Origin of the sequence: Aminobacter sp. J41 (genome assembly GCF_000526635.1) — a bacterium.
Lineage (GTDB): Bacteria > Pseudomonadota > Alphaproteobacteria > Rhizobiales > Rhizobiaceae > Aerobium.
Genome location: NZ_JAGL01000002.1, coordinates 74,547 through 94,728, shown reverse-complemented (window position 1 = coordinate 94,728; position 20,182 = coordinate 74,547). Strand labels below are relative to the sequence as shown.

Below are 20,182 nucleotides of genomic sequence, written 5' to 3'. Positions count from 1 at the left end.
CGAATGGCGGTGGAAAGGAGAGGCGGGGACGCATGCGCTGGCATGCTCTTCGGTGCGGCAGAGGCGGCGGCAGCGACTTATGGACCGGTTTCTATCGACCGCGACCAACAGGATCGACGCAAAGGGGCGGGTGTCCGTCCCGGCGCATTTTCGCGCCGTCGTGCAGAAGCGTGGCTACCAGGAACTCTATGCGCTGAAAGCGCTCGACCGTCCCGCGCTGGACGTGGGCGGGCTCGACCTGCTCGACCGCTACGAAGCGCGGATCGCGATGGAGGATCCCTTCCTGCAGGCCGCGGACGATATGTCCTATTTCGTGCATGGCGACAGCCACTTCCTGAAGCTGGATCAGGATGGCCGCATTACGGTGACAGATTTCATTCGCAGCCACACGGGCATCACGACGGAAGTCGCGTTCGTGGGCCGCGGCACTTTCTTCCAGATGTGGGAGCCTTCCCGGCTTGCGGAGTACGGCGCGCAGGTACGCGCGCGACTGCTCAGGATGCGGCAGGCGGCATCTACCGAGCTGACCGATGGGGGGCCGGAATGATGACGGGTCGCGGCGAAAACGAGGCCGCTGGCGGACCGGCCCGTCACATTCCGGTAATGCTGCGCGAGGTGCTGGATGCGCTTCAGCCGCAGACGGGCCAGCTGATCGTCGACGGAACCTTTGGAGCCGGCGGCTACACGCGCGCCATTCTCGAGGCTGGCGCGAACGTCGTCGCCATCGACCGGGATCCAAATGCGATTGCGGCCGGGCGTGCGATGGAGCGCGAATTCGACGGCCGTCTAAGGTTGGTCCACGGTCAGTTTTCGAAGCTCGATGAGGTTGCCGAGGGTCAGCTCGACGGCGTAGTGCTCGATATCGGCGTCTCGTCGATGCAGCTCGACGAAGCGGAGCGCGGTTTCTCGTTCCGCAATGACGGCCCGCTGGACATGCGCATGGCGCAGATCGGCCCAAGCGCGGCCGATGTCGTCAACCGCTTCAAGGCGAGCGACCTGACCCGCATCATCGGCATCTATGGCGAGGAGCGCCATGCCGGCCGTGTCGCGCGCATGATCGAGAAGCGCCGGGCAGAGCGTCCGTTCGAGCGCACCAAGGATCTCGCCGAGGCGATCGCTGCCGTGGTTGGTCACAACCCTCGCGAAAAAATCCATCCGGCAACCCGCGCCTTCCAGGGGCTGCGCATCTTCGTCAACGACGAGCTCGGCGAGCTGTCGCGAGCGCTGTTTGCCGCCGAACGCGCGCTGAAACCTGGCGGCCGTCTCGTCGTCGTCACCTTCCATTCGCTCGAGGATCGCATCGTCAAGAAATTCCTCGCAGAGCGTTCGAGTCAGGGGTCGGGTTCGCGCCATATGCCTGCTGCGCACGAAAAGGTCCCCACCTTCGAGAAGCCGGGCAAGGCGATCGCGGCGAGCGAGGAGGAGGCGGAGCGTAACCCGCGCGCCCGTTCGGCCAAGCTGCGCTGGGCCGTCCGCACGTCCGCCGCGCCTCGCGCCGAGGATGTCTCGATTTTTGGGCTGCCAGTCCTGCCCGACATTTCAGGAGCCAAGTGATGGGCATGTTCCGGATTACCGATGTCGTTCTGGTCGTTGGTATGGTTGGCGCTGCCGCCTTCACCTACACGACCAAGCACGCCGCCGAGGCGGAGTATGCCAAGATCCGCAAGCTTGAGACTGCCATCCGCCTCGAGGAAGAGGCGATCGACGTTCTCAAGGCGGACTGGAGCCTGCTGACGCAGCCGGCACGCCTGCAGAAGCTGGCTGACCGCTACTATGACGATCTGCAGCTGGTGCCGATCGAGCCGCACCAGATTGCGGAATTCGGTGAGCTGCCGGAGCGCAACATGCGCATCGAAGAGCTGCTCGGCGGCTCGGGCGAACAATCTGCCAAGACGGAAGAAGGCGTCGACGACATGACGACGAGCGGGGTGCAGCAATGATCGGCCGCTGGCGTAAGAAGAGCGAGGACGCTGAAGTTTCCAGCGAACCTATCGTCGTCGAAGGGTACGCGAAGGGTGCCGGCGGGCGTGCGCGCAGCCGCATCCGCATGACCATGCTGGTCTTCTTCACGGTCTACGCCGTAATCGGCGGCCGTCTCGTCTGGCTGGGCAACCAGGAGCTGGAGTCGACGGGGCCTGGCCCGTCGCGTGTGACCACGTCGCGCCCGGATATTGTCGACCGTAATGGCGAAGTGCTTGCCACTGACATCAACACCGCCTCGCTCTATGCCGAGCCCCGCCGCATCGTCGACGCAGACGAGGCGCTCGAGAAGCTGCTGACGGTCCTGCCGGACCTCAACATCGAGCAGACCTATAACCGCCTCAAGAGCAATGCGGGCTTCATCTGGCTGCGCCGCCAGCTGTCGCCGAGCCAGCAGCAGGCAATCATGCAGCTGGGCATTCCGGGCATCGGCTTCCGCACCGAGAAGCGTCGCTTCTATCCGGGCGGCCCGACCGCCGCGCACATCGTCGGCCTTGTCAACATCGACAACAAGGGCATCGCCGGCATGGAAAAGTTCATCGACGACCAGGGCCTGTCCGACCTGCAGGAGGCCGGACTTGCCCTGCCAAAGGACCTTGAGCCGGTCCGCCTGTCGATCGATCTGCGCGTCCAGCACATCGTGCGTGACGAGCTTGAGCAGGCGATGGAGCGCTACAAGGCGATCGCAGCGGGCGCGGTTGTCCTGAATGCACGTACCGGCGAAGTGCTCGCCATGGCATCGGTGCCGGACTTCGATCCGAACAATCCCTATAACGCGCACGAGAAGGACCGCCTCAACCGCATGTCAGCCGGCGTGTACGAGATGGGCTCGACCTTCAAGGGCTTCACCGTCGCGATGGCGCTCGATGCCGGGAAGGCTAACCTCAACAGCCGTTTCGACGCGACCCGTCCGATCCAGATCGGCCGCCACACCATCCGCGACTTCCACGGCAAGAATCGCGTGCTCACGGTTCCGGAAGTCTTCATCTACTCGTCGAACATCGGCACGGCCCGCATGGCCGAGACTGTCAGCATCGACCATCACCGCGAGTTCTTCCACCGCCTCGGCCTGCTCGACCGCATGGAGACCGAGCTGCCGGAGGTCGCCCGCCCGACCGAGCCGTCAGTCTGGAAGCGCATCCACCAGATCACGATCTCCTTCGGCCACGGCGTCGCCACCACGCCGCTGCAGACGGCCGTCGCCGCTGCCGCCCTGGTCAATGGCGGCAAGCTGATCCAGCCGACCTTCCTGCCTCGCACCGAGGACGAGACCGCCGCCGTCGCCAAGCAGGTCATCAATCCCAAGACCAGCGACATGATGCGCTACCTCTATCGCCAGAACGTCGAGGTCGGATCGGGCAAGCGCGCCGAAGTGCCGGGCTACTTCGTCGGCGGCAAGACCGGTACGGCCGAGAAGGTGGTCAACGGACGCTACTCCTCGAACAAGCGCTTCAACGCGTTCGTCGGCGCATTTCCTGTGAATGATCCGGACTACATCGTGCTGGCTGTTCTTGACGAGCCGCAGCCGGAAAAGCCCGGTGTTGGTGCGACTGCGGGCCTGAATACTACCGTCATGGTCGGCAACATTATCCGCCGTTCCGCCACTCTGCTTGGCGTGAAGCCCGATTTCGGCCATGAAAGTAATGCCCTGCTCGTATCCTCTCATTGATTCTCGCAGGACAGGGGCGTCCAACTAACGGACCGATCAGAAGCGATGAAGCTTAACCAGATATCCGGTGTTCTCCCGCACTCGCCGCTCCCGGACGGGGTGGAGATTGCGGGGATCGCCTCGGACTCGCGCCGTGTCGAGCCGGGATTCCTGTTCGCCGCGCTGCCCGGTACCAAGGCTGATGGAACCGCGTTCGTCGCGGACGCGATCCGCCGCGGTGCGGCTGCCGTTCTAGCACGGGCTGGCGCGATCTCGCAGAAGCTGGACGTACCTGTCATCGAGGTCGAGGATCCGCGCCGCGCGCTGGCGCTGATCGCAGCCGAGTTTTACGGCGCGCAGCCGCAGACGATGGTTGCCGTAACCGGCACCAGTGGCAAGACTTCCGTTGCATCCTTCACCCGCCAGATCTGGGCGCATGCCGGCTTCGCAGCCGCCTCGATCGGCACGACGGGCGTGACGGCTCCGGGCCGCGAGGAATACGGTTCGCTGACGACACCTGATCCGATTGCCCTCCACAAGCTCCTTTCGGAACTTGCTGCATCCGGCGTCACCCATGCCTCTATGGAGGCGTCGAGCCATGGGCTCGACCAGCACCGCCTCGACGGCGTGAAGCTTGCAGCGGCCGGGTTCACCAACCTCGGCCGTGATCATATGGACTACCACCCGACGGTCGAGGAATATCACGCCGCCAAGATGCGTCTGTTCCGCGAGCTGCTGCCAGCCGGCGCGCCAGCCGTCATCTTCGCCGACGACGCCTGGTCCGAACGGACGATTGCCGTTGCGCGCGATGCAGGACTCAAGGTCCTCACTGTCGGCCGGTCGGGCCGTTTCCTTGAACTCAAGCGCGTCGAACACGAGCGTCATCGCCAGCGAGCTGAGATTGTCGCCGGCGGCGAGCTCTACGAAATTGACCTGCCGCTTGCAGGCGACTTCCAGGTTTCCAACGCGCTGGTTGCCGCCGGCCTTGCCATTGCGACCGGCGTTCCTGCTGGCAAAGCTCTAGCAGCCCTCGAACACCTCAAGGGCGCTTCGGGCCGCCTCGAGCTGGTCGGCACCACGAAGGAAGGTGCGCCGGTCTATGTCGACTACGCGCACAAGCCGGAAGCCCTTGAAAATGTGCTGACGGCGGTGCGTCCGTTCATCACCGGCCGCGTCATCGTCGTCTTCGGTTGTGGTGGCGACCGCGATCGCGGCAAGCGTCCGATTATGGGCGAGATCGCCACGCGCCTCGCCGATGTGCGGATCGTCACCGATGATAATCCGCGCACCGAGGACCCGGCCGCGATCCGCGCCGAGATCCTTGCCGCGGCACCCGGAGCCATCGAGATCGGCGACCGCCGCAAGGCGATCCGCCAGGCAGTCGCCATGCTGCGGGCCGGGGATACGCTGATCGTCGCCGGCAAGGGGCACGAAGAAGGACAGACCATCGGAAGCCAGACGCTTCCGTTCTCCGATCACGAGGAGGTTCGTGCCGCGCTGCGGGAGCTGGCCGCATGAGCTGGCTCTGGAAGTCCGAAGTTCTTTGCAACGCAATGGGCGGACGGCCCCTCGGCAATCTGCCAGAGGGCATCACCGGTATTTCGATCGACAGCCGCACGCTGAAGCCGGGCGAAGCGTTCTTCGCCATCAAGGGCGACCTGCACGACGGCCACGACTTTGCGACCGCAGCCGTGAAGGCGGGTGCCGGCCTCTTGGTCGTCTCCGAGCAGAAGCTGCCGGCGCTCGGCCGCATCACTTCACCGATGATCATCGTGCCGGACGTGCTGCGCGCGCTCGAAGCCGCTGGCATTGCCGCGCGCGCCCGTTCGCGCGCCCGTGTCATCGCCGTCACCGGCTCGGCCGGCAAGACGACGACGAAAGAAGCGCTGCGTCTCGGCCTGTCGGTCTGCGGCAAGGTGCATGCGTCGGACAAGTCGTTCAACAACCACTGGGGCGTGCCGCTGACGCTGGCGCGCATGCCCGAGGACACTGACTTTGCCATCTTCGAGATCGGCATGAACCATCCGGGCGAGATCCGCCCGCTGGTGAAGATGGTGCGCCCGCATATCGCGATGGTGACGCTGATCGCCGCCGCCCATCTCGGCCACTTCTCCAGTCTGGAAGAAATCGCTGATGCCAAGGCGGAGATCTTCGAGGGCGTCGAAAAGGGTGGCCACGGGCTGATCAATCGCGACGACGCGATGTGGAAGCGGCTCGACACCGCGGCGCGCGAGGCGGGCCTGCAGCATGTTTGGAGCTTCGGCGAGCACCAGCGCGCCACCTTCCGCCTCGTCGACTGGGTTCAGGACGCGACGGGGGCCGAGATCGTCGCCAAGATGGCCGGCAAGGAGTTTCCGGTTCGCATCGGTGCTCCGGGCCGCCACATGGCGCAGAACGCGATCGCTGTCCTTGGTGCCTCATACCTTTCAGGTGCGGACGTGACCAAGGTTGCCGGTGCGCTGGCGAACCTGCAGCCGGAACCCGGCCGCGGCCGCCGCCATCGCCTCGCACACCCTGACGGCGGCGATTTCCTGCTGATCGATGAGAGCTACAACGCGAACCCCGCTTCGATGCGCGCTGCGCTCGACCTGCTGCGCGTCGCGCCGGTGGGTGAGGGCGGTCGCCGCATTGCCGTCCTCGGTGATATGCTCGAGCTCGGCCAGTACTCGCGCGATCTGCATGCCGAGCTCGCCGAGCCGTTCACCACCTCGGGGGCGGATCTCGTGTTCCTCGCCGGAAACGAGATGGCGGCGCTCTCGGCCCGCCTTTCGCCTGGCATGGCACATCACTATCCCGGCGTCGCTGAACTGACTCCCGCCGTTCTCGAGACCGTGCGCCCGGGCGACGTCGTCGTGGTCAAGTCTTCCAACGGCATCGGCTTCTCCAAGCTGGTCGCCGCCCTTCTCAAGCAATTTCCGGCAGCACCCGCTGCCCCTTCAACTGAAACTGAAGCCTGATCGGTTCGCGAGGAAACTAGTCGAATGCTGATGCTGCTCGTTGGACTCGCCGACCAGATCTCGGCGCTCAACGTCTTTCGTTACATTACCTTCCGGACCGGCGGCGCGCTGATCACCTCGGCGCTGATCGTCTTCATGTTTGGCCCCGCGATTATCGACTCACTCCGTCTGCGCCAGGGCAAGGGCCAGCCAATCCGCGCGGACGGTCCGCAGACGCACTTCAAGAAGGCCGGAACGCCGACCATGGGCGGCCTGATGATGCTGGTTGGCATCATCGGTTCGGTGCTTTTGTGGGGCAACCTCATGAGCCCGCTCGTCTGGGTCGTGATGATGGTCACGCTCTGCTTCGGCGCCATCGGCTTCTATGACGACTACCTGAAGGTCACCAAGCAGTCGCACCTCGGCTTTTCGGGCAAGGCGCGCCTTGCCGCCGAGTTTGTTGTCGCCGGCATCGCCGCCTGGGTCATCATGAGCGTCGGTAACGAACCGTTCTCATCGTCGGTGACGTTCCCGTTCGTGAAGGACTTCGTCATCAACCTCGGCATTTTCTTCATCCCGTTCGGTGCCTTCGTCATGGTGGGCGCGGGCAATGCCGTGAACATGACGGATGGCCTCGACGGCCTTGCCATCGTGCCGGTCATGGTCGCCGCCGCTTCCTTCGGCGTGATCGCTTACCTGTCCGGTAACGCCGTGTTTGCCGACTACCTGCAGATCCACTTCACCCCGGGCACCGGGGAGCTGTCGGTCGTGCTCGGCGCCGTGATCGGCGCTGGCCTCGGCTTCCTCTGGTTCAACGCGCCGCCTGCGGCAATCTTCATGGGCGACACCGGCTCGCTGGCGCTCGGCGGCCTGATTGGCGCGGTTGCGGTTGCCTCCAAGCACGAGATCGTTCTCGCCATCATCGGCGGCCTGTTCGTCGTCGAGATCATGTCGGTGATCATCCAGGTCGCCTGGTTCAAGCTGACCGGCAAGCGCGTGTTCCTGATGGCGCCGATCCACCACCATTTCGAAAAGCTGGGCTGGACCGAGAGCCAGGTCGTGATCCGCTTCTGGATCATCGCCGTGATGCTCGCCCTGATCGGGCTGTCGACCCTGAAGTTGAGGTAAAGAATGATCCCGGCTTCAACCTTCAAGGACCGCAAGGTCGCCCTGTTCGGACTTGGCGGTTCCGGTCTCGCGACCGCCAAGGCGCTGATCCTGGGTGGAGCCGAGGTCCTTGCCTGGGACGACAACCCAGACAGCGTCGAGAAGGCTCGCGCCGAAGGCGTGCCGGTCGGCGACCTTTCGCATGCGGACTGGTCGGCGTTCTCGTCGCTGATCCTGTCACCGGGCGTGCCGCTCACGCACCCAAAGCCGCACTGGACCGTCGATCTTGCCAAGGCTGCCAGCGTCGAGATTATCGGCGACGTCGAGATGTTCTGCCGCGAGCGGGCGGCGCGCGCTCCGAATGCGCCGCTCATCGCCATTACTGGCACCAATGGAAAGTCGACCACGACGGCGCTGATCGCGCATATCCTCGCCAGCGCTGGCAGGGACGTGCAGATGGGCGGCAACATCGGCCGCGCCATCATGACGCTCGAGGCCCCGGTCGATGGTCGCCACTATGTGGTCGAGTGCTCGTCCTACCAGATCGACCTTGCACCTTCGCTCGCGCCGACCGCCGGCATCCTGCTCAACCTGACGCCGGATCATCTCGACCGGCACGGCACGATGCAGCACTACGCCGAGATCAAGGAGCGGCTGGTCGCCGGCAGCGACACCGCCATCGTCGGCGTCGATGACAGCTTTACCTCGCAGATTGCCGACCGGCTCGAGCGCGCCGGCAAGGATGTCGTGCGCATCTCCAAGCGCCTCGCGGTCACCGAGGGCCTCTATGCCGAGGGCGCCTCGCTCATCCAGGTCCGCGGCGGTACGAAGAAGCAGATCATTTCGCTCGACGGCGTCGGCTCGCTGCGCGGCCAGCACAACGCGCAGAACGCGCTTGCAGCCGTTGCCGCCTGCCTCAAGGTCGGGCTGAAGGTGGAGGAGATCCAGGCCGGCATCGAAAGCTTCCCGGGCCTCGCGCATCGCATGGAGCAGGTTGGCCGGAAGGGCAAGGTGCTCTTTGTCAACGACTCCAAGGCAACCAACGCCGATGCGGCCGCTCCGGCCCTGTCGAGTTTCCCGCGCATCTACTGGATTGCGGGTGGCCTGCCGAAGGAAGGCGGGATCACCTCGCTCCACCCCTATTTTTCCCGCATCGCCAAGGCGTACCTGATCGGCGAGGCCGCTCCGGCCTTCGCGGCGACCCTTGGCACTGCGGTTCCCTACGAGATCTCAGGCACGCTGGTGACGGCAGTCGAGCGCGCGGCGGCGGATGCCGCCCGTGACGAGGGCGACGAGGCCGTCGTTCTCCTCTCGCCCGCTTGCGCCAGCTTCGACCAGTTCCGGAACTTTGAAGTGCGCGGCGACGCCTTCCGACAGGCGGTGCTGGCGCTTGGGGATGTGAAACCCGCGGGAGGGAAACGCTGATGGTCAGTCGTGTCGACAGAGGCCCGGTCGCCAACTGGTGGTGGACGATCGATCGATGGTTCCTCTCGGCCTTCCTGTCGCTGATGGGCCTTGGGCTGGTTCTCTCGTTCGCGGCGTCTCCGGCGGTCGCAGAGCGCATCGGGCTTGAAAGCTACCACTTCGTCACCCGCCAGTTCATCTTCATGATCCCGGCCATCGCCGCGATGCTGGTGGTCTCGTTCTTCAATGCCCGGCAGGTGCGAAGGCTCGCACTGTTCATCCTGCTCGGCTCGCTGGTGCTGATGGTGGTCGCGCTCTACTTCGGCGTCGAGGTCAAGGGCTCCCGCCGTTGGGTGCAGGTAGCCGGCATCTCGATCCAGCCGTCGGAGTACATGAAGCCCGGCTTCGTCGTCATCTGTGCCTGGCTGTTTGCGGAGCAGGGCCGCCGCTCGGACATTCCCGGAAATCTGTTCGCCATGATCCTGCTCGGCCTTGTGCTGGCACTGCTGATCGCACAGCCGGACCTCGGCCAGACGCTCCTGGTCATGGCCACCTGGGGCGTGATGTTCTTCATGGCCGGCCTGCCGTGGTTCTGGATCATCGTGCTCGGCGGCGCTGCCGCTTGCATCGGCTTCGGCGCCTACTTCGTCTTCCCGCACGTGGCTGGCCGTATCGACCGCTTCCTCACGGGTGAGGGCGACACCTTCCAGGTCGACATGGGCCGCGAGGCGCTGCTGCGTGGCGGCTGGCTCGGGCAGGGGCCGGGTGAGGGCACCGTCAAGCGCATCCTGCCGGACAGCCATACCGACTTCATCTTCTCGGTCGCAGGCGAGGAGTTCGGGATCGTCGCCTGCATGCTGATTGCAGCGCTATTCGCCTTCGTCGTGCTGCGCGGCCTGTCGAAGGCGATGCAGGACAAGGACGATTTCTCGCGCTACGCGGTCGGCGGCCTCGTCGTCCTGTTCGGCCTGCAGTCGATCATCAACATGGGCGTGAACCTGCACCTGCTGCCGGCGAAGGGCATGACGCTTCCGTTTATCTCCTATGGCGGCTCGTCGCTGGTGGCGATGGCGATCTCGATGGGCATGGTGCTGGCGCTCACCCGCCGCGATCCGCTCAAACGCCTGACGATCAGCGGTTCGCCCTACAGGCGCCAGATCCAGCCTGCGGAGTAACCATGAGCGCTGGTACGATTCTCCTGGCCGCCGGCGGTACTGGCGGCCATGTCTTTCCGGCCGAGGCGCTGGCGCATGAGCTGACCGCGCGCGGCTGGCAGGTTCACCTTGCCACCGACAACCGCGCGGGCCGCTTTGCCGGCTCGTTCCCGGCTGCCGCGATCCACCAGATCTCGTCGGCCACCATCGGCTCCAAGAACCCTCTGTCGCTTGCGCGCGCATTCTGGTCGATCTGGTCGGGCGCACGTCAGGCGGGACAGATCATCCGCGAGATGCGGCCGAAGGTGGTCGTGGGCTTTGGCGGCTATCCGACGCTACCGCCGGTGTGGGCGGCGACCAGGCAGGGCGTGCCGACCCTGATCCATGAGCAGAACGCGGTCATGGGCCGCGCTAACAAGGCGCTGGCCGCGCGCGTCTCCGCGGTCGCCGGCGGCTTCCTGCCGCAGAGCGGCGGGGTCTATGCCGCCAAGACCGTGACCACCGGCAACCCTGTCCGCCCGGCCGTCATCGAAGCGGCGAAAATCCCTTACGAGCCGTCTGCGGAAAGCGGTGAATTCCGCCTGCTGGTGTTTGGCGGTAGTCAGGGTGCGCAGTTCTTCTCCGACGCTATTCCGGGCGCAATCCGCAAGCTGCCGCCAGAACTTCGCGCACGGCTGAAGGTCACCCAGCAGGCGCGGCCGGAAGACGAGGCGGCCGTTCGCAAGGCTTATGCCGAGCTTGGCGTCCCCGCTGAGGTGGCGCCGTTCTTCACCGACATGGCTGCACGCATCGCCAATGCGCATCTGGTGATTTCGCGGTCGGGTGCGTCGACGGTGTCGGAAGTGGCTGCCGTAGGCCGTCCGGCAATACTCGTCCCGTATCCGCACGCGCTCGATCACGATCAGGCGGCCAATGCAGCTTCCCTTGCGGCAGTCGGCGGCGCCGAAGTCTGTCCGCAGGCGTCGCTTTCGGCAGATGTGCTTGCGGAAAAACTTTCGCACTACATGACCAGTCCCGCAGACTGCTCGAAAATTGCTGCGGCAGCGCGCAGTGTTGGCAAGCCCGATGCGACGCAGTTGCTTGCCGACCTCGTGGAGGCTATTGCATCGGGCGAATCCGTGGAAGCATTTAAGGGAAGGATGCGCGCATGAAGATGCCGCAGACAATCGGCGTCGTGCATTTCATTGGCATCGGCGGCATCGGCATGAGCGGCATCGCAGAGGTGCTGCACACGCTTGGCTACAAGGTGCAGGGCTCCGACCAGGCCGACAGCCAGAACGTCCAGCGCCTGCGCGAGAAGGGCATCGAGTGCATGGTCGGCCACAAGGCTGAAAACCTTGGCTCAGCCGAGGTTATCGTCGTGTCCTCTGCCGTCAAGAAGAACAACCCGGAGCTGATCGCCGCCCGCGAGAAGCTGCTGCCGGTTGTGCGCCGTGCCGAAATGCTGGCCGAGATCATGCGATTCCGCAATGCGATCGCGATCGGCGGCACGCACGGCAAGACGACCACCACTTCGATGGTCGCGGCACTGCTCGACGCCGGCGGGCTCGACCCCACCGTCGTCAATGGCGGCATCATCAACGCCTATGGCACCAACGCCCGCATGGGCCAGGGCGACTGGATGGTCGCCGAGGCTGACGAGAGCGACGGCACTTTCCTGAAGCTGCCGGCCGACATCGCCATCGTCACCAACATTGATCCTGAGCACCTCGACCATTACGGCTCGTTCGACAAGGTGCGTGACGCCTTCCGCCAGTTCGTCGAGAACGTGCCGTTCTACGGCTTCGGCGTCATGTGCATCGACCATCCCGAGGTGCAGGCGCTGGTGTCCAAGATCGAGGACCGCCGTGTCATCACCTATGGCGAGAACAAGCAGGCGGACGTGCGCTTCAGCAACGTCCGCATGGACGGCGTGGTCTCGGAGTTCGACGTGGTGATCCGCGACCGCAAGCAGGGCACCGAGACGACGATCGAAGGCCTGCGTCTCCCGATGCCGGGCAAGCACAACATCTCCAACGCCACGGCCGCCATCACCGTCGCTCACCAGCTCGGGATCGGGCCGGATGCCATCCGCGCAGGTCTCGCCTCGTTCGGTGGCGTGAAGCGCCGCTTCACCCGTACGGGCTCGTGGAACGGCGTTGAGGTGTTCGATGACTACGGACACCATCCGGTCGAGATCAAAGCCGTGCTGAAGGCGGCGCGCTCTGCCTGCAAGGGCAAAGTAATTGCCATCGCTCAGCCGCACCGCTTTACGCGCCTGCGGGACCTGTTCGACGATTTCGCCTCCTGCTTCAACGACGCCGACACCATCATGGTCGCGCCCGTCTATGCGGCAGGCGAGGATCCGATCGAGGGCATCACCTCCGAGGCGCTGGTCGCCCGCATCCGTGCCGGCGGCCACCGTGACGCGCGCTACATCGAAGGTGCCGCCGCGATCGCGCCGCTGGTCAAGGAAATGGCGGAGCCGGGCGACTTCGTCGTCATGTTGGGTGCTGGCAACATCACCCAGTGGGCCTATGCCCTTCCGGGCGAGCTCGCCGCGCAATGAGCATGGGTACCGAGCTTCTCGCGCGGCTGGGCGATGCTGTCGCCGGCATTCGCGGCCGGCTGACGCCCGACGCGCCGATGGACGCCATCACCTGGTTCCGTGCCGGCGGCCCGGCCGACCTGATGTTCCAGCCAGCCGACGAGGACGATCTCGCGGCCTTCCTGAAGGTGCTGCCGGAGGATGTTCCGGTGCTGGTAGTCGGTGTCGGCTCGAACTTGCTGGTGCGTGAAGGCGGCATTCGCGGCGTTGTCATCCGCCTCTCCGCGAAGGGTTTTGGCAGCGTCGAGTATCTGGGCGGTAACCGGCTGCGGGCCGGAGCTGCCGTCCCCGACAAGCGCCTTGCCGCTGCCGCGCTTGAGGCTGGCCTCGGTGGCTTCCACTTCTACCACGGAATTCCGGGATCGATCGGCGGTGCGCTGCGCATGAACGCGGGTGCCAATGGCGTCGAGACGCGTGAGCGCGTCGTGTCCGTGCGCGCGGTCGACCGGAAGGGCAAGATCCATCTCTTCACCAAGGCGGAGATGGGCTACGCCTACCGGCACTCTTCGGTTTCAAAGGACCTGATCTTCGTCAGCGCTGAGTTTGAGGGCTATCCTGAAGACCCTGAAAAGATCCGCGCCGAGATGGATGCGGTGCAGAACCATCGCGAGACGGTGCAGCCTATCCGCGAGAAGACCGGTGGTTCGACCTTCAAGAACCCGGAAGGCACTTCCGCTTGGAAGGAGGTCGACAAGGCCGGCGCGCGCGGCCTCACCATTGGTGGCGCGCAGATGTCGGAGATGCACTGCAACTTCATGATCAATACCGGCACCGCGACCGGCTACGACCTCGAACTTCTCGGCGAGACGGTGCGCGCGAAGGTGCTCGCCAATTCCGGCATCCGCCTCGAATGGGAGATCAAGCGCGTCGGTGAATTTTTGCCCGGCCGCGAGGTGAAGGAGTTCCTGGGCGAGACCGCCTGAGGCATTTTCAAGTCTTTTCAGACACCTGATAAGGGCGGGCCAAACGGCTCGCCCTTTGCGTGTTTACCTTACGTTCCAGCCGATACCTAAAAATGTATCGATTTGTGAATCCTTCCTGAATCTCAAGGTCTTGCCACGGAATCCAACCTCTGATTCCTTAAGGACGAATCGTTTCCTGATTTGAGTCGAGCGTGTTCGAGATGCTGGCGGCTGCAGCCGCTGGATGACTCCGACTCAACTCTGCGAAACGCTGGAATGCGGCCGGCGGAAGAGGGGATTACCGGGCATGACGAGAAAGCACGTAGCCGTTCTCATGGGCGGTTTTTCCTCAGAGCGGCCGGTTTCGCTTTCTTCCGGAAATGCCTGCGCAGATGCTCTCGAGGCCGAGGGCTACCGGGTCAGTAGGGTCGATGTTGGCCGGGATGTCGCGTCGGTGCTTGCGGAGCTGAAGCCAGACGTAGCCTTCAACGCGCTGCATGGTCCGTTCGGTGAGGACGGCACGATCCAGGGCATCCTCGAATACCTCGAGATTCCCTACACGCATTCAGGCGTACTCGCCTCGGCGCTGGCGATGAACAAGGACCAGGCCAAGAAGGTGGTCAAGGCTGCCGGTGTGCCGGTTGCCGAATCGATGGTCGTGAATCGATTCGACATCGGAAACGAGCACCCGATGCCGGCTCCCTATGTGGTGAAGCCGGTTAACGAGGGGTCGAGCTTCGGCGTCGTCATCGTCAAGGAAGACCAGGCGCATCCGCCCCAGGTGCTGCGCTCCGAGGACTGGAAATACGGCGATACCGTCATGGTCGAGCGCTACGTCTATGGTCGCGAGCTGACCTGTGCGGTGATGGGCGATCGCCCGCTGGGCGTCACCGAGATCATTCCCCTGGGTGGGGCGTTCTACGACTACGACGCAAAATACGCTGCCGGTGGGTCAAAACACGAATGCCCCGCGAAAGTTTCACCGTTTATTTACCAAAAAATACAGACACTGGCTCTGAAGGCACATCAGGCAATTGGATGTCGCGGCGTATCGCGTTCCGACTTCCGCTTCGACGACCGCTATTCCGAAAATGGCGAGCTGATCTGGCTGGAAGTGAACACGCAACCCGGCATGACGCCGACGTCCCTGGTGCCAGAGCTAGCCGCGGAAGCGGGATATACATTTGGTGAATTGTTGAGTTGGATGGTGGAGGACGCGTCTTGTTTGCGTTGAGGGCCGGGCGACGTGATGGCGGGTTCGTGCTGCCGCGCATGATGCGCAGGCCGGCGCGTTTCGTCTCGCGCTTCGTCGCGGGCGAAGTTGAAGCTCCGCCGTTCTTGATGCTGGCGCTGTCTGCGGCGCTGGTTGGTGGTTTTTCTGCCTATGGCATGGTCGCGGGTGGTCATACCTCCACTGTTGTGCAGGCTGTCACCGCGCGCACCGGTTTTGCGATCGAGGAGATTCGCGTTGTCGGCAATGTCGAGACGTCCGACGTCGATATTTTCGACCGCGTCGGCCTCGACGGCTATACCTCTCTGATCGGCTTCGATGCGGAAGGGGCGCGCAAGCGCATCGAGACGTTGCCGTGGATCCAAAGTGCCGAGGTGCGCAAGGTTTATCCCGCCACCCTCGAGGTTGCTGTCACCGAGCGCAAGCCGTTCGCGATCTGGCAGCGCGGCAGCCTGCTGTCCCTGATCGAGGAAGATGGCAAGGTCATCGCTCCGCTCGCGGGCACACGCCACCTGACGCTGCCGCTCGTGGTCGGTAGCGGTGCAGCCGAGGAGGCCAAGGCTTTCATCTCCCAGGTTGCCCAGGTTCCTGGTCTGGCGCAGCGCGTGCGCGGCTATGTGCGCGTGTCCGAGCGCCGCTGGGACCTGCGCTTCGACAATGGTCTTACCGTCAAGCTGCCCGAGAATGGCGTTGACGTAGCCCTTCGCGATCTCATCGAACTCGACCAGCAGCACGGTCTGCTGGCTCGCGACGTCCAGATCGTCGACATGCGCTTCCCTGACCGCCTGGTCGTGAAGTTGTCGCCGGATGCGGCGACGGCGCGCGAGGCGGTGATGAAGGAGCGCCTTGGCAAGCATTATCGTCCTGCGGAGCGTCGTGTATGAGCTGGCTGCGCGGTAAATCTGATGTTTCGGCGGGCCGCTCCGGTATCGTCACCGTGCTCGACATTGGCTCGACCAAGGTGTGCTGTGTCGTCGGTCGCCTGAAGCCCTGCGAGGAAAGCGAGCGGCTTCCGGGGCGCACCCACAAGGTCAAGGTCATCGGCATCGGCCACCAGAAGTCGATGGGCGTGAAATCCGGCGTAATCGTCGATCTCGATCAGGCCGAACAGGCGATCCGCCTTGCTGTCGATGCCGCCGAGCGCATGGCTGGCCTCACCGTCGAGTCGCTGTTCGTCAACGTCTCCGCGGGCCGTCTGTCCAGCACCGTGTTCTCCTCGACAGTCAATCTCGGCGGTCACGAGGCCGGACCTTCCGATATCAAGCGGGTTCTCGCGGCTGGCGCAAAGCAGGCAATGCGCGCCGAGCGTGAGGTGATCCATTCGCTGCCAATCGGCTTCTCGCTCGATGCCGAGCGTGGCGTGCGCGACCCGTCCGGCATGATCGGCGACGTGCTCGGCGTCGACATGCATGTGCTGACCGCGGATGCGGCACCGCTGCGCAACCTTGAGCTTTGCGTTAACCGCGCGCACCTGTCGGTCGAGCGCATGGTGGCGACCCCCTATGCCAGCGGCCTTGCCGCGCTCGTCGATGACGAGGCGGAGATGGGCGCGGCCTGCGTTGACATGGGCGGCGGCACGACGACGATCTCGATCTTCGCCGAAGGAAAGTTCGTGCACGCGGAAGTCATTCCGATCGGCGGCAGCCATGTCACAATGGACCTCGCTAAGGGCCTGTCGACGCGCCGCGAATATGCCGAACGCCTCAAGGTCATGCATGGCTCGGCGCTCCCGGCGACAGGCGACGACCGCGACATGGTCACGGTCTACCCGATGAATCCGGAGGATGGCGAGGCGCCGCAGCAGGCGCCGCGCGCCATCATGAACAAGATCATCCGCGCCCGCGTCGAGGAGACGCTGGAACTCGTACGCGACCGGCTGAACAAGTCTGGTTTCGGCGGGGTCGTCGGCAAGCGTGTCGTGCTGACCGGCGGTGCAAGCCAGCTTGCGGGTCTGCCCGAGGCGGCGCGGCGGATACTGGCCCGTAACGTGCGGCTGGGGCGGCCGCTCGGTGTAACGGGTCTTCCGGAGGCCGCGAAGGGACCGGCGTTTGCGACGACGGTTGGCCTCCTGATCTACCCGCAGATGGCGGGTTTCGAGAGCCGAAACGGGAAGGGGGGTGGACTACCTTTCCGTGCCACTGGCACCGGTGGCCGGCTTCAGCGTGTCAGTCAGTGGTTGCGAGAGAGTTTTTAGGAACAACGGGGGCGACCCCGTGCTCCGCGGCGGCGAGCAGCGGGAAAAGGTAAAAGGACGAGGACAATGACCATCAATCTGCAGAAGCCGGACATCACCGAGCTCAAGCCGCGCATCACCGTCTTCGGTGTTGGCGGCGGTGGCGGCAACGCCGTCAACAACATGATCACCGCCGGCCTGCGCGGCGTCGAGTTTGTTGTCGCCAACACCGACGCTCAGGCCCTCACCATGTCGAAGGCCGAGCGCCTCATCCAGCTCGGCGCGCATGTCACCGAGGGTCTCGGTGCCGGCTCGCAGCCTGAAGTCGGCCGTGCGGCGGCTGAGGAATGCCTCGACGAGATCATCGACCACCTGTCGAACACCCACATGTGCTTCGTCACCGCCGGCATGGGCGGCGGCACCGGCACCGGTGCGGCTCCGGTCGTTGCCCGCGCTGCTCGCGAGAAGGGCATCCTGACCGTCGGCGTCGTCACCAAGCCGTTCCACTTCGAAGGCGCCCGCCGCATGAAGACCGCGGACATGGGCATCGAGGAACTGCAGAAGAACGTCGACACGCTGATCGTCATTCCGAACCAGAACCTTTTCCGCATCGCCAACGACAAGACCACCTTCGCCGACGCATTCGCGATGGCCGACCAGGTGCTCTATTCGGGCGTTGCCTGCATCACCGACCTGATGGTCAAGGAAGGCCTCATCAACCTCGACTTCGCTGACGTCCGCTCGGTCATGCGCGAGATGGGCAAGGCGATGATGGGCACCGGCGAAGCTTCGGGTGAGGGCCGCGCGATGGCCGCTGCCGAGGCTGCGATCGCCAACCCGCTGCTCGACGAGACCTCGATGAAGGGCGCGAAGGGCCTGCTGATCTCGATCACCGGCGGCCGCGACCTGACCCTGTTCGAAGTCGACGAGGCTGCGACCCGCATCCGCGAGGAAGTCGACCCGGATGCCAACATCATCCTCGGCGCGACCTTCGACGAGGAGCTCGAGGGCGTCATCCGCGTGTCGGTCGTCGCCACCGGCATCGACAAGTCGGCAGCCGAGATCAACACGCCGCCGATCATGGTTCGCCAGCAGCCGGTGCAGCGCCCGGTCGCTCAGGTCCAGCAGCAGCGTCCGGTCGAGGTTCGCACCTCTCCTGTCGCTCCGGCACCGGCTCCGGTCGCCGAGGCTGCTCCGCGCGCCGCAGATCCGGTCACCGAGGCAATCCGCGTCGCCGAGGCCAATGCCGAGCTCGCCGCTGCCGCCGCTCCGGCAGCCCCGGTTGCTGCTCCGGCTCCGGTCCAGCAACCGACCCAGGAGTTCCGTCCGTCGAGCAACCTGTTCAAGCAGCCGCCGGTCGAGCAGCCGGTCGCAGTCGCCCCGGTTGCTCCCGCAGCACCGGTCGCCGCTCCGCAGCCGTCTCCGGCCCGCGTCGAGGCTCCGGCTCCGCAGGTGGAAGTCGCCCAGCCGCGCATGCCGCGCGTCGAGGACTTCCCGCCGGTCGCACGTGCCGAGATCGAGGCTGCCCGCGCTCCGCAGCCGCAGGCTGACCACGAGGACCGCGGTCCGATGGGTCTGCTGAAGCGCCTGACCGCCGGCCTGTCGTCGCGCCGCGAGGAAGAGCCTGCCCGCTTGCAGCCGGCACAGCCGCGCGAGCCGCGCCTGCGCCAGCCGGCTCCGGAAGCTAACCGCCGCGCCGACGCCCAGCTCTATGCGCCGCGTCGTGGCCAGCTCGATGACCAGGGCCGCATGTCGGTTCAGCCGCGCGTGCACCAGGAAGAGGATCAGCTGGACATCCCAGCATTCCTCCGCCGCCAGGCAAACTGATCACGATCTACGGATTGAAGGAAGAAAGGCGGGTGCTCAGGCACCCGCCTTTTGTTTATACGCGGCAGCGGCAATTGCCGGCAAGCGCCCGTATTTCCACGCGATTACCGCCGTTAACGTTTTGTTATCGAGCGTAACAGCGGGAAAGAAACAGTGATTTGGTTCGCGGAGGTGCGATAGCTATTTTCCGCAGCATCCGCTGACGGTGAGCGCATGGGGATGAGGGCTCAATCGTCGTTTAGCAGCGCCAGGCTGGCGCAGCGGCATTTCGGGGCGAAAAATGGGGATCGAGTTGTACGACTACCAGACGACGCTCAAGTCGCGCGTATCACTATCCGGCGTTGGTGTTCACAGCGGCAAGCCAGTTACGGTTCATTTCATTCCGGCCGATCCGGATACCGGCGTGGTGTTTTCCCGCGTCGATGAGACGGGCAAGTCGACCGAGATTCGCGCCCTCTTCAGCGAAGTGGGCAATACCGACCTGTGCACGGTGCTTGGTGATATTCAGGGCCCGTACGTTGCGACCGTCGAGCACCTGATGGCGGGCGTTACCTTCGCCGGCCTCGACAACGTGCTGATCGAGATCGACGGTAACGAGGTGCCGATTCTGGATGGCAGCGCGGCACCTTTCGTCGAGGCGATCGAGCAGGCCGGGCTGCAGACGCAGCAGGTGCGTCGCCGCTACATCCGTATCCTGAAGCCCGTGCGGATCGAAAACGGTGCCTCTTGGGCAGAATTCCGCCCGCACGACCGCACTCGCTTCGAGATCGAGATCGACTTCGAGACGCCGGCCATCGGTCGCCAGTTCTTCGCGCTGGATGTCACGCCGGATTCGTTTCGCACCGAAGTGTCGCGGGCGCGCACTTTCGGCTTCATGAAGGACGTCGAGCGTCTTTGGGCCGCTGGCTACGCTCTCGGCTCGTCGCTTGAGAACTCCGTCGTGATCGGCGAGGACCACCGCGTCGTGAACATGGAAGGCCTGCGCTATCCGAATGAGTTCGTCCGCCACAAGATGCTGGACGCCATGGGCGACCTGTCGCTCGCGGGCGCGCGCTTCATTGGCTGCTTCCGTTCCTATCGCGGCGGCCACAAGCTCAACGCCAACGCGCTGAAGGCGCTGCTCAGCGACCGCTCTGCCTACGAGATCGTTGAAGCTCGCCGGCCTGCCATCGGACGCCAGGCAGAGATGATCGCGGTTAACGGGCCTGCATTCGCGCCCTGGATGATCTGAAA

Annotated in this window: 17 protein-coding genes; all 17 read left to right on the top strand. The window is 64.7% G+C overall.

Annotated elements, in window-relative coordinates; all coding sequences use genetic code 11:
* Positions 1-79 precede the first annotated feature (79 nt).
* The 17 genes from mraZ (at position 80) to lpxC (ending at position 20,180) form a co-directional block, all read left to right on the top strand.
* Complete coding sequence (mraZ, locus tag L630_RS0101940; protein WP_024846605.1) at positions 80-547, top strand: division/cell wall cluster transcriptional repressor MraZ; 468 nt, start codon at positions 80-82, stop codon at positions 545-547.
* Positions 544-1,554, top strand: a complete 1,011-nt coding sequence (gene rsmH / locus L630_RS0101935) for a 16S rRNA (cytosine(1402)-N(4))-methyltransferase RsmH (RefSeq protein WP_024846604.1) — start codon at positions 544-546, stop codon at positions 1,552-1,554. Before mraZ ends, rsmH begins: the two co-directional genes overlap by 4 nt.
* Positions 1,554-1,940 (top strand): hypothetical protein, encoded by a 387-nt coding sequence (locus L630_RS0101930; RefSeq protein WP_186441333.1) that lies wholly within the window; start codon positions 1,554-1,556, stop codon positions 1,938-1,940. The genes rsmH and L630_RS0101930 overlap by 1 nt, the downstream gene beginning before the upstream one ends.
* Complete coding sequence (locus L630_RS0101925) at positions 1,937-3,649, top strand: penicillin-binding protein 2 (protein WP_024846602.1); 1,713 nt, start codon at positions 1,937-1,939, stop codon at positions 3,647-3,649. Before L630_RS0101930 ends, L630_RS0101925 begins: the two co-directional genes overlap by 4 nt.
* A 45-nt stretch (positions 3,650-3,694) precedes the next feature.
* Entirely contained in the window at positions 3,695-5,146 is a 1,452-nt protein-coding gene (locus tag L630_RS0101920) for a UDP-N-acetylmuramoyl-L-alanyl-D-glutamate--2,6-diaminopimelate ligase (protein ID WP_024846601.1), read from the top strand.
* Entirely contained in the window at positions 5,143-6,585 is a 1,443-nt protein-coding gene (locus tag L630_RS0101915; protein WP_024846600.1) for a UDP-N-acetylmuramoylalanyl-D-glutamyl-2,6-diaminopimelate--D-alanyl-D-alanine ligase, read from the top strand. Before L630_RS0101920 ends, L630_RS0101915 begins: the two co-directional genes overlap by 4 nt.
* A gap of 24 nt (positions 6,586-6,609) precedes the next feature.
* The gene (mraY, locus tag L630_RS0101910; protein ID WP_024846599.1) at positions 6,610-7,692 is read left to right on the top strand and encodes a phospho-N-acetylmuramoyl-pentapeptide-transferase; all 1,083 of its coding nucleotides are present in this window, start codon (positions 6,610-6,612) and stop codon (positions 7,690-7,692) included.
* 3 nt (positions 7,693-7,695) lie between these two features.
* On the top strand, positions 7,696-9,096 hold the full coding sequence (gene murD, locus L630_RS0101905; protein ID WP_024846598.1) for a UDP-N-acetylmuramoyl-L-alanine--D-glutamate ligase: 1,401 nt from the start codon (positions 7,696-7,698) through the stop codon (positions 9,094-9,096).
* The gene (gene ftsW, locus L630_RS0101900) at positions 9,096-10,250 is read left to right on the top strand and encodes a putative lipid II flippase FtsW (protein ID WP_024846597.1); all 1,155 of its coding nucleotides are present in this window, start codon (positions 9,096-9,098) and stop codon (positions 10,248-10,250) included. The genes murD and ftsW overlap by 1 nt, the downstream gene beginning before the upstream one ends.
* 2 nt (positions 10,251-10,252) lie before the next feature.
* The gene (gene murG / locus L630_RS0101895) at positions 10,253-11,380 is read left to right on the top strand and encodes an undecaprenyldiphospho-muramoylpentapeptide beta-N-acetylglucosaminyltransferase (RefSeq protein ID WP_024846596.1); all 1,128 of its coding nucleotides are present in this window, start codon (positions 10,253-10,255) and stop codon (positions 11,378-11,380) included.
* Complete coding sequence (gene murC, locus L630_RS0101890) at positions 11,377-12,777, top strand: UDP-N-acetylmuramate--L-alanine ligase (protein ID WP_024846595.1); 1,401 nt, start codon at positions 11,377-11,379, stop codon at positions 12,775-12,777. Before murG ends, murC begins: the two co-directional genes overlap by 4 nt.
* Positions 12,774-13,739, top strand: a complete 966-nt coding sequence (murB, locus tag L630_RS0101885) for a UDP-N-acetylmuramate dehydrogenase (RefSeq protein ID WP_024846594.1) — start codon at positions 12,774-12,776, stop codon at positions 13,737-13,739. The genes murC and murB overlap by 4 nt, the downstream gene beginning before the upstream one ends.
* Before the next feature lie 286 nt (positions 13,740-14,025).
* A complete protein-coding gene (locus tag L630_RS0101880; RefSeq protein WP_024846593.1) occupies positions 14,026-14,952 on the top strand; it encodes a D-alanine--D-alanine ligase in 927 nt (308 codons plus the stop codon).
* Positions 14,940-15,833, top strand: coding sequence for a cell division protein FtsQ/DivIB (locus L630_RS0101875; protein ID WP_245263634.1), 894 nt, complete (start codon positions 14,940-14,942; stop codon positions 15,831-15,833). Before L630_RS0101880 ends, L630_RS0101875 begins: the two co-directional genes overlap by 13 nt.
* A complete protein-coding gene (gene ftsA, locus L630_RS0101870; protein ID WP_024846591.1) occupies positions 15,830-17,143 on the top strand; it encodes a cell division protein FtsA in 1,314 nt (437 codons plus the stop codon). Before L630_RS0101875 ends, ftsA begins: the two co-directional genes overlap by 4 nt.
* 66 nt (positions 17,144-17,209) lie before the next feature.
* Entirely contained in the window at positions 17,210-18,949 is a 1,740-nt protein-coding gene (ftsZ, locus tag L630_RS0101865; RefSeq protein WP_024846590.1) for a cell division protein FtsZ, read from the top strand.
* Positions 18,950-19,229: 280 nt separating this feature from the next.
* Positions 19,230-20,180: a UDP-3-O-acyl-N-acetylglucosamine deacetylase gene (gene lpxC, locus L630_RS0101860; RefSeq protein WP_024846589.1), complete on the top strand. Its 951-nt coding sequence runs from the start codon at positions 19,230-19,232 to the stop codon at positions 20,178-20,180.
* The last annotated feature ends 2 nt before the right edge of the window (positions 20,181-20,182 follow it).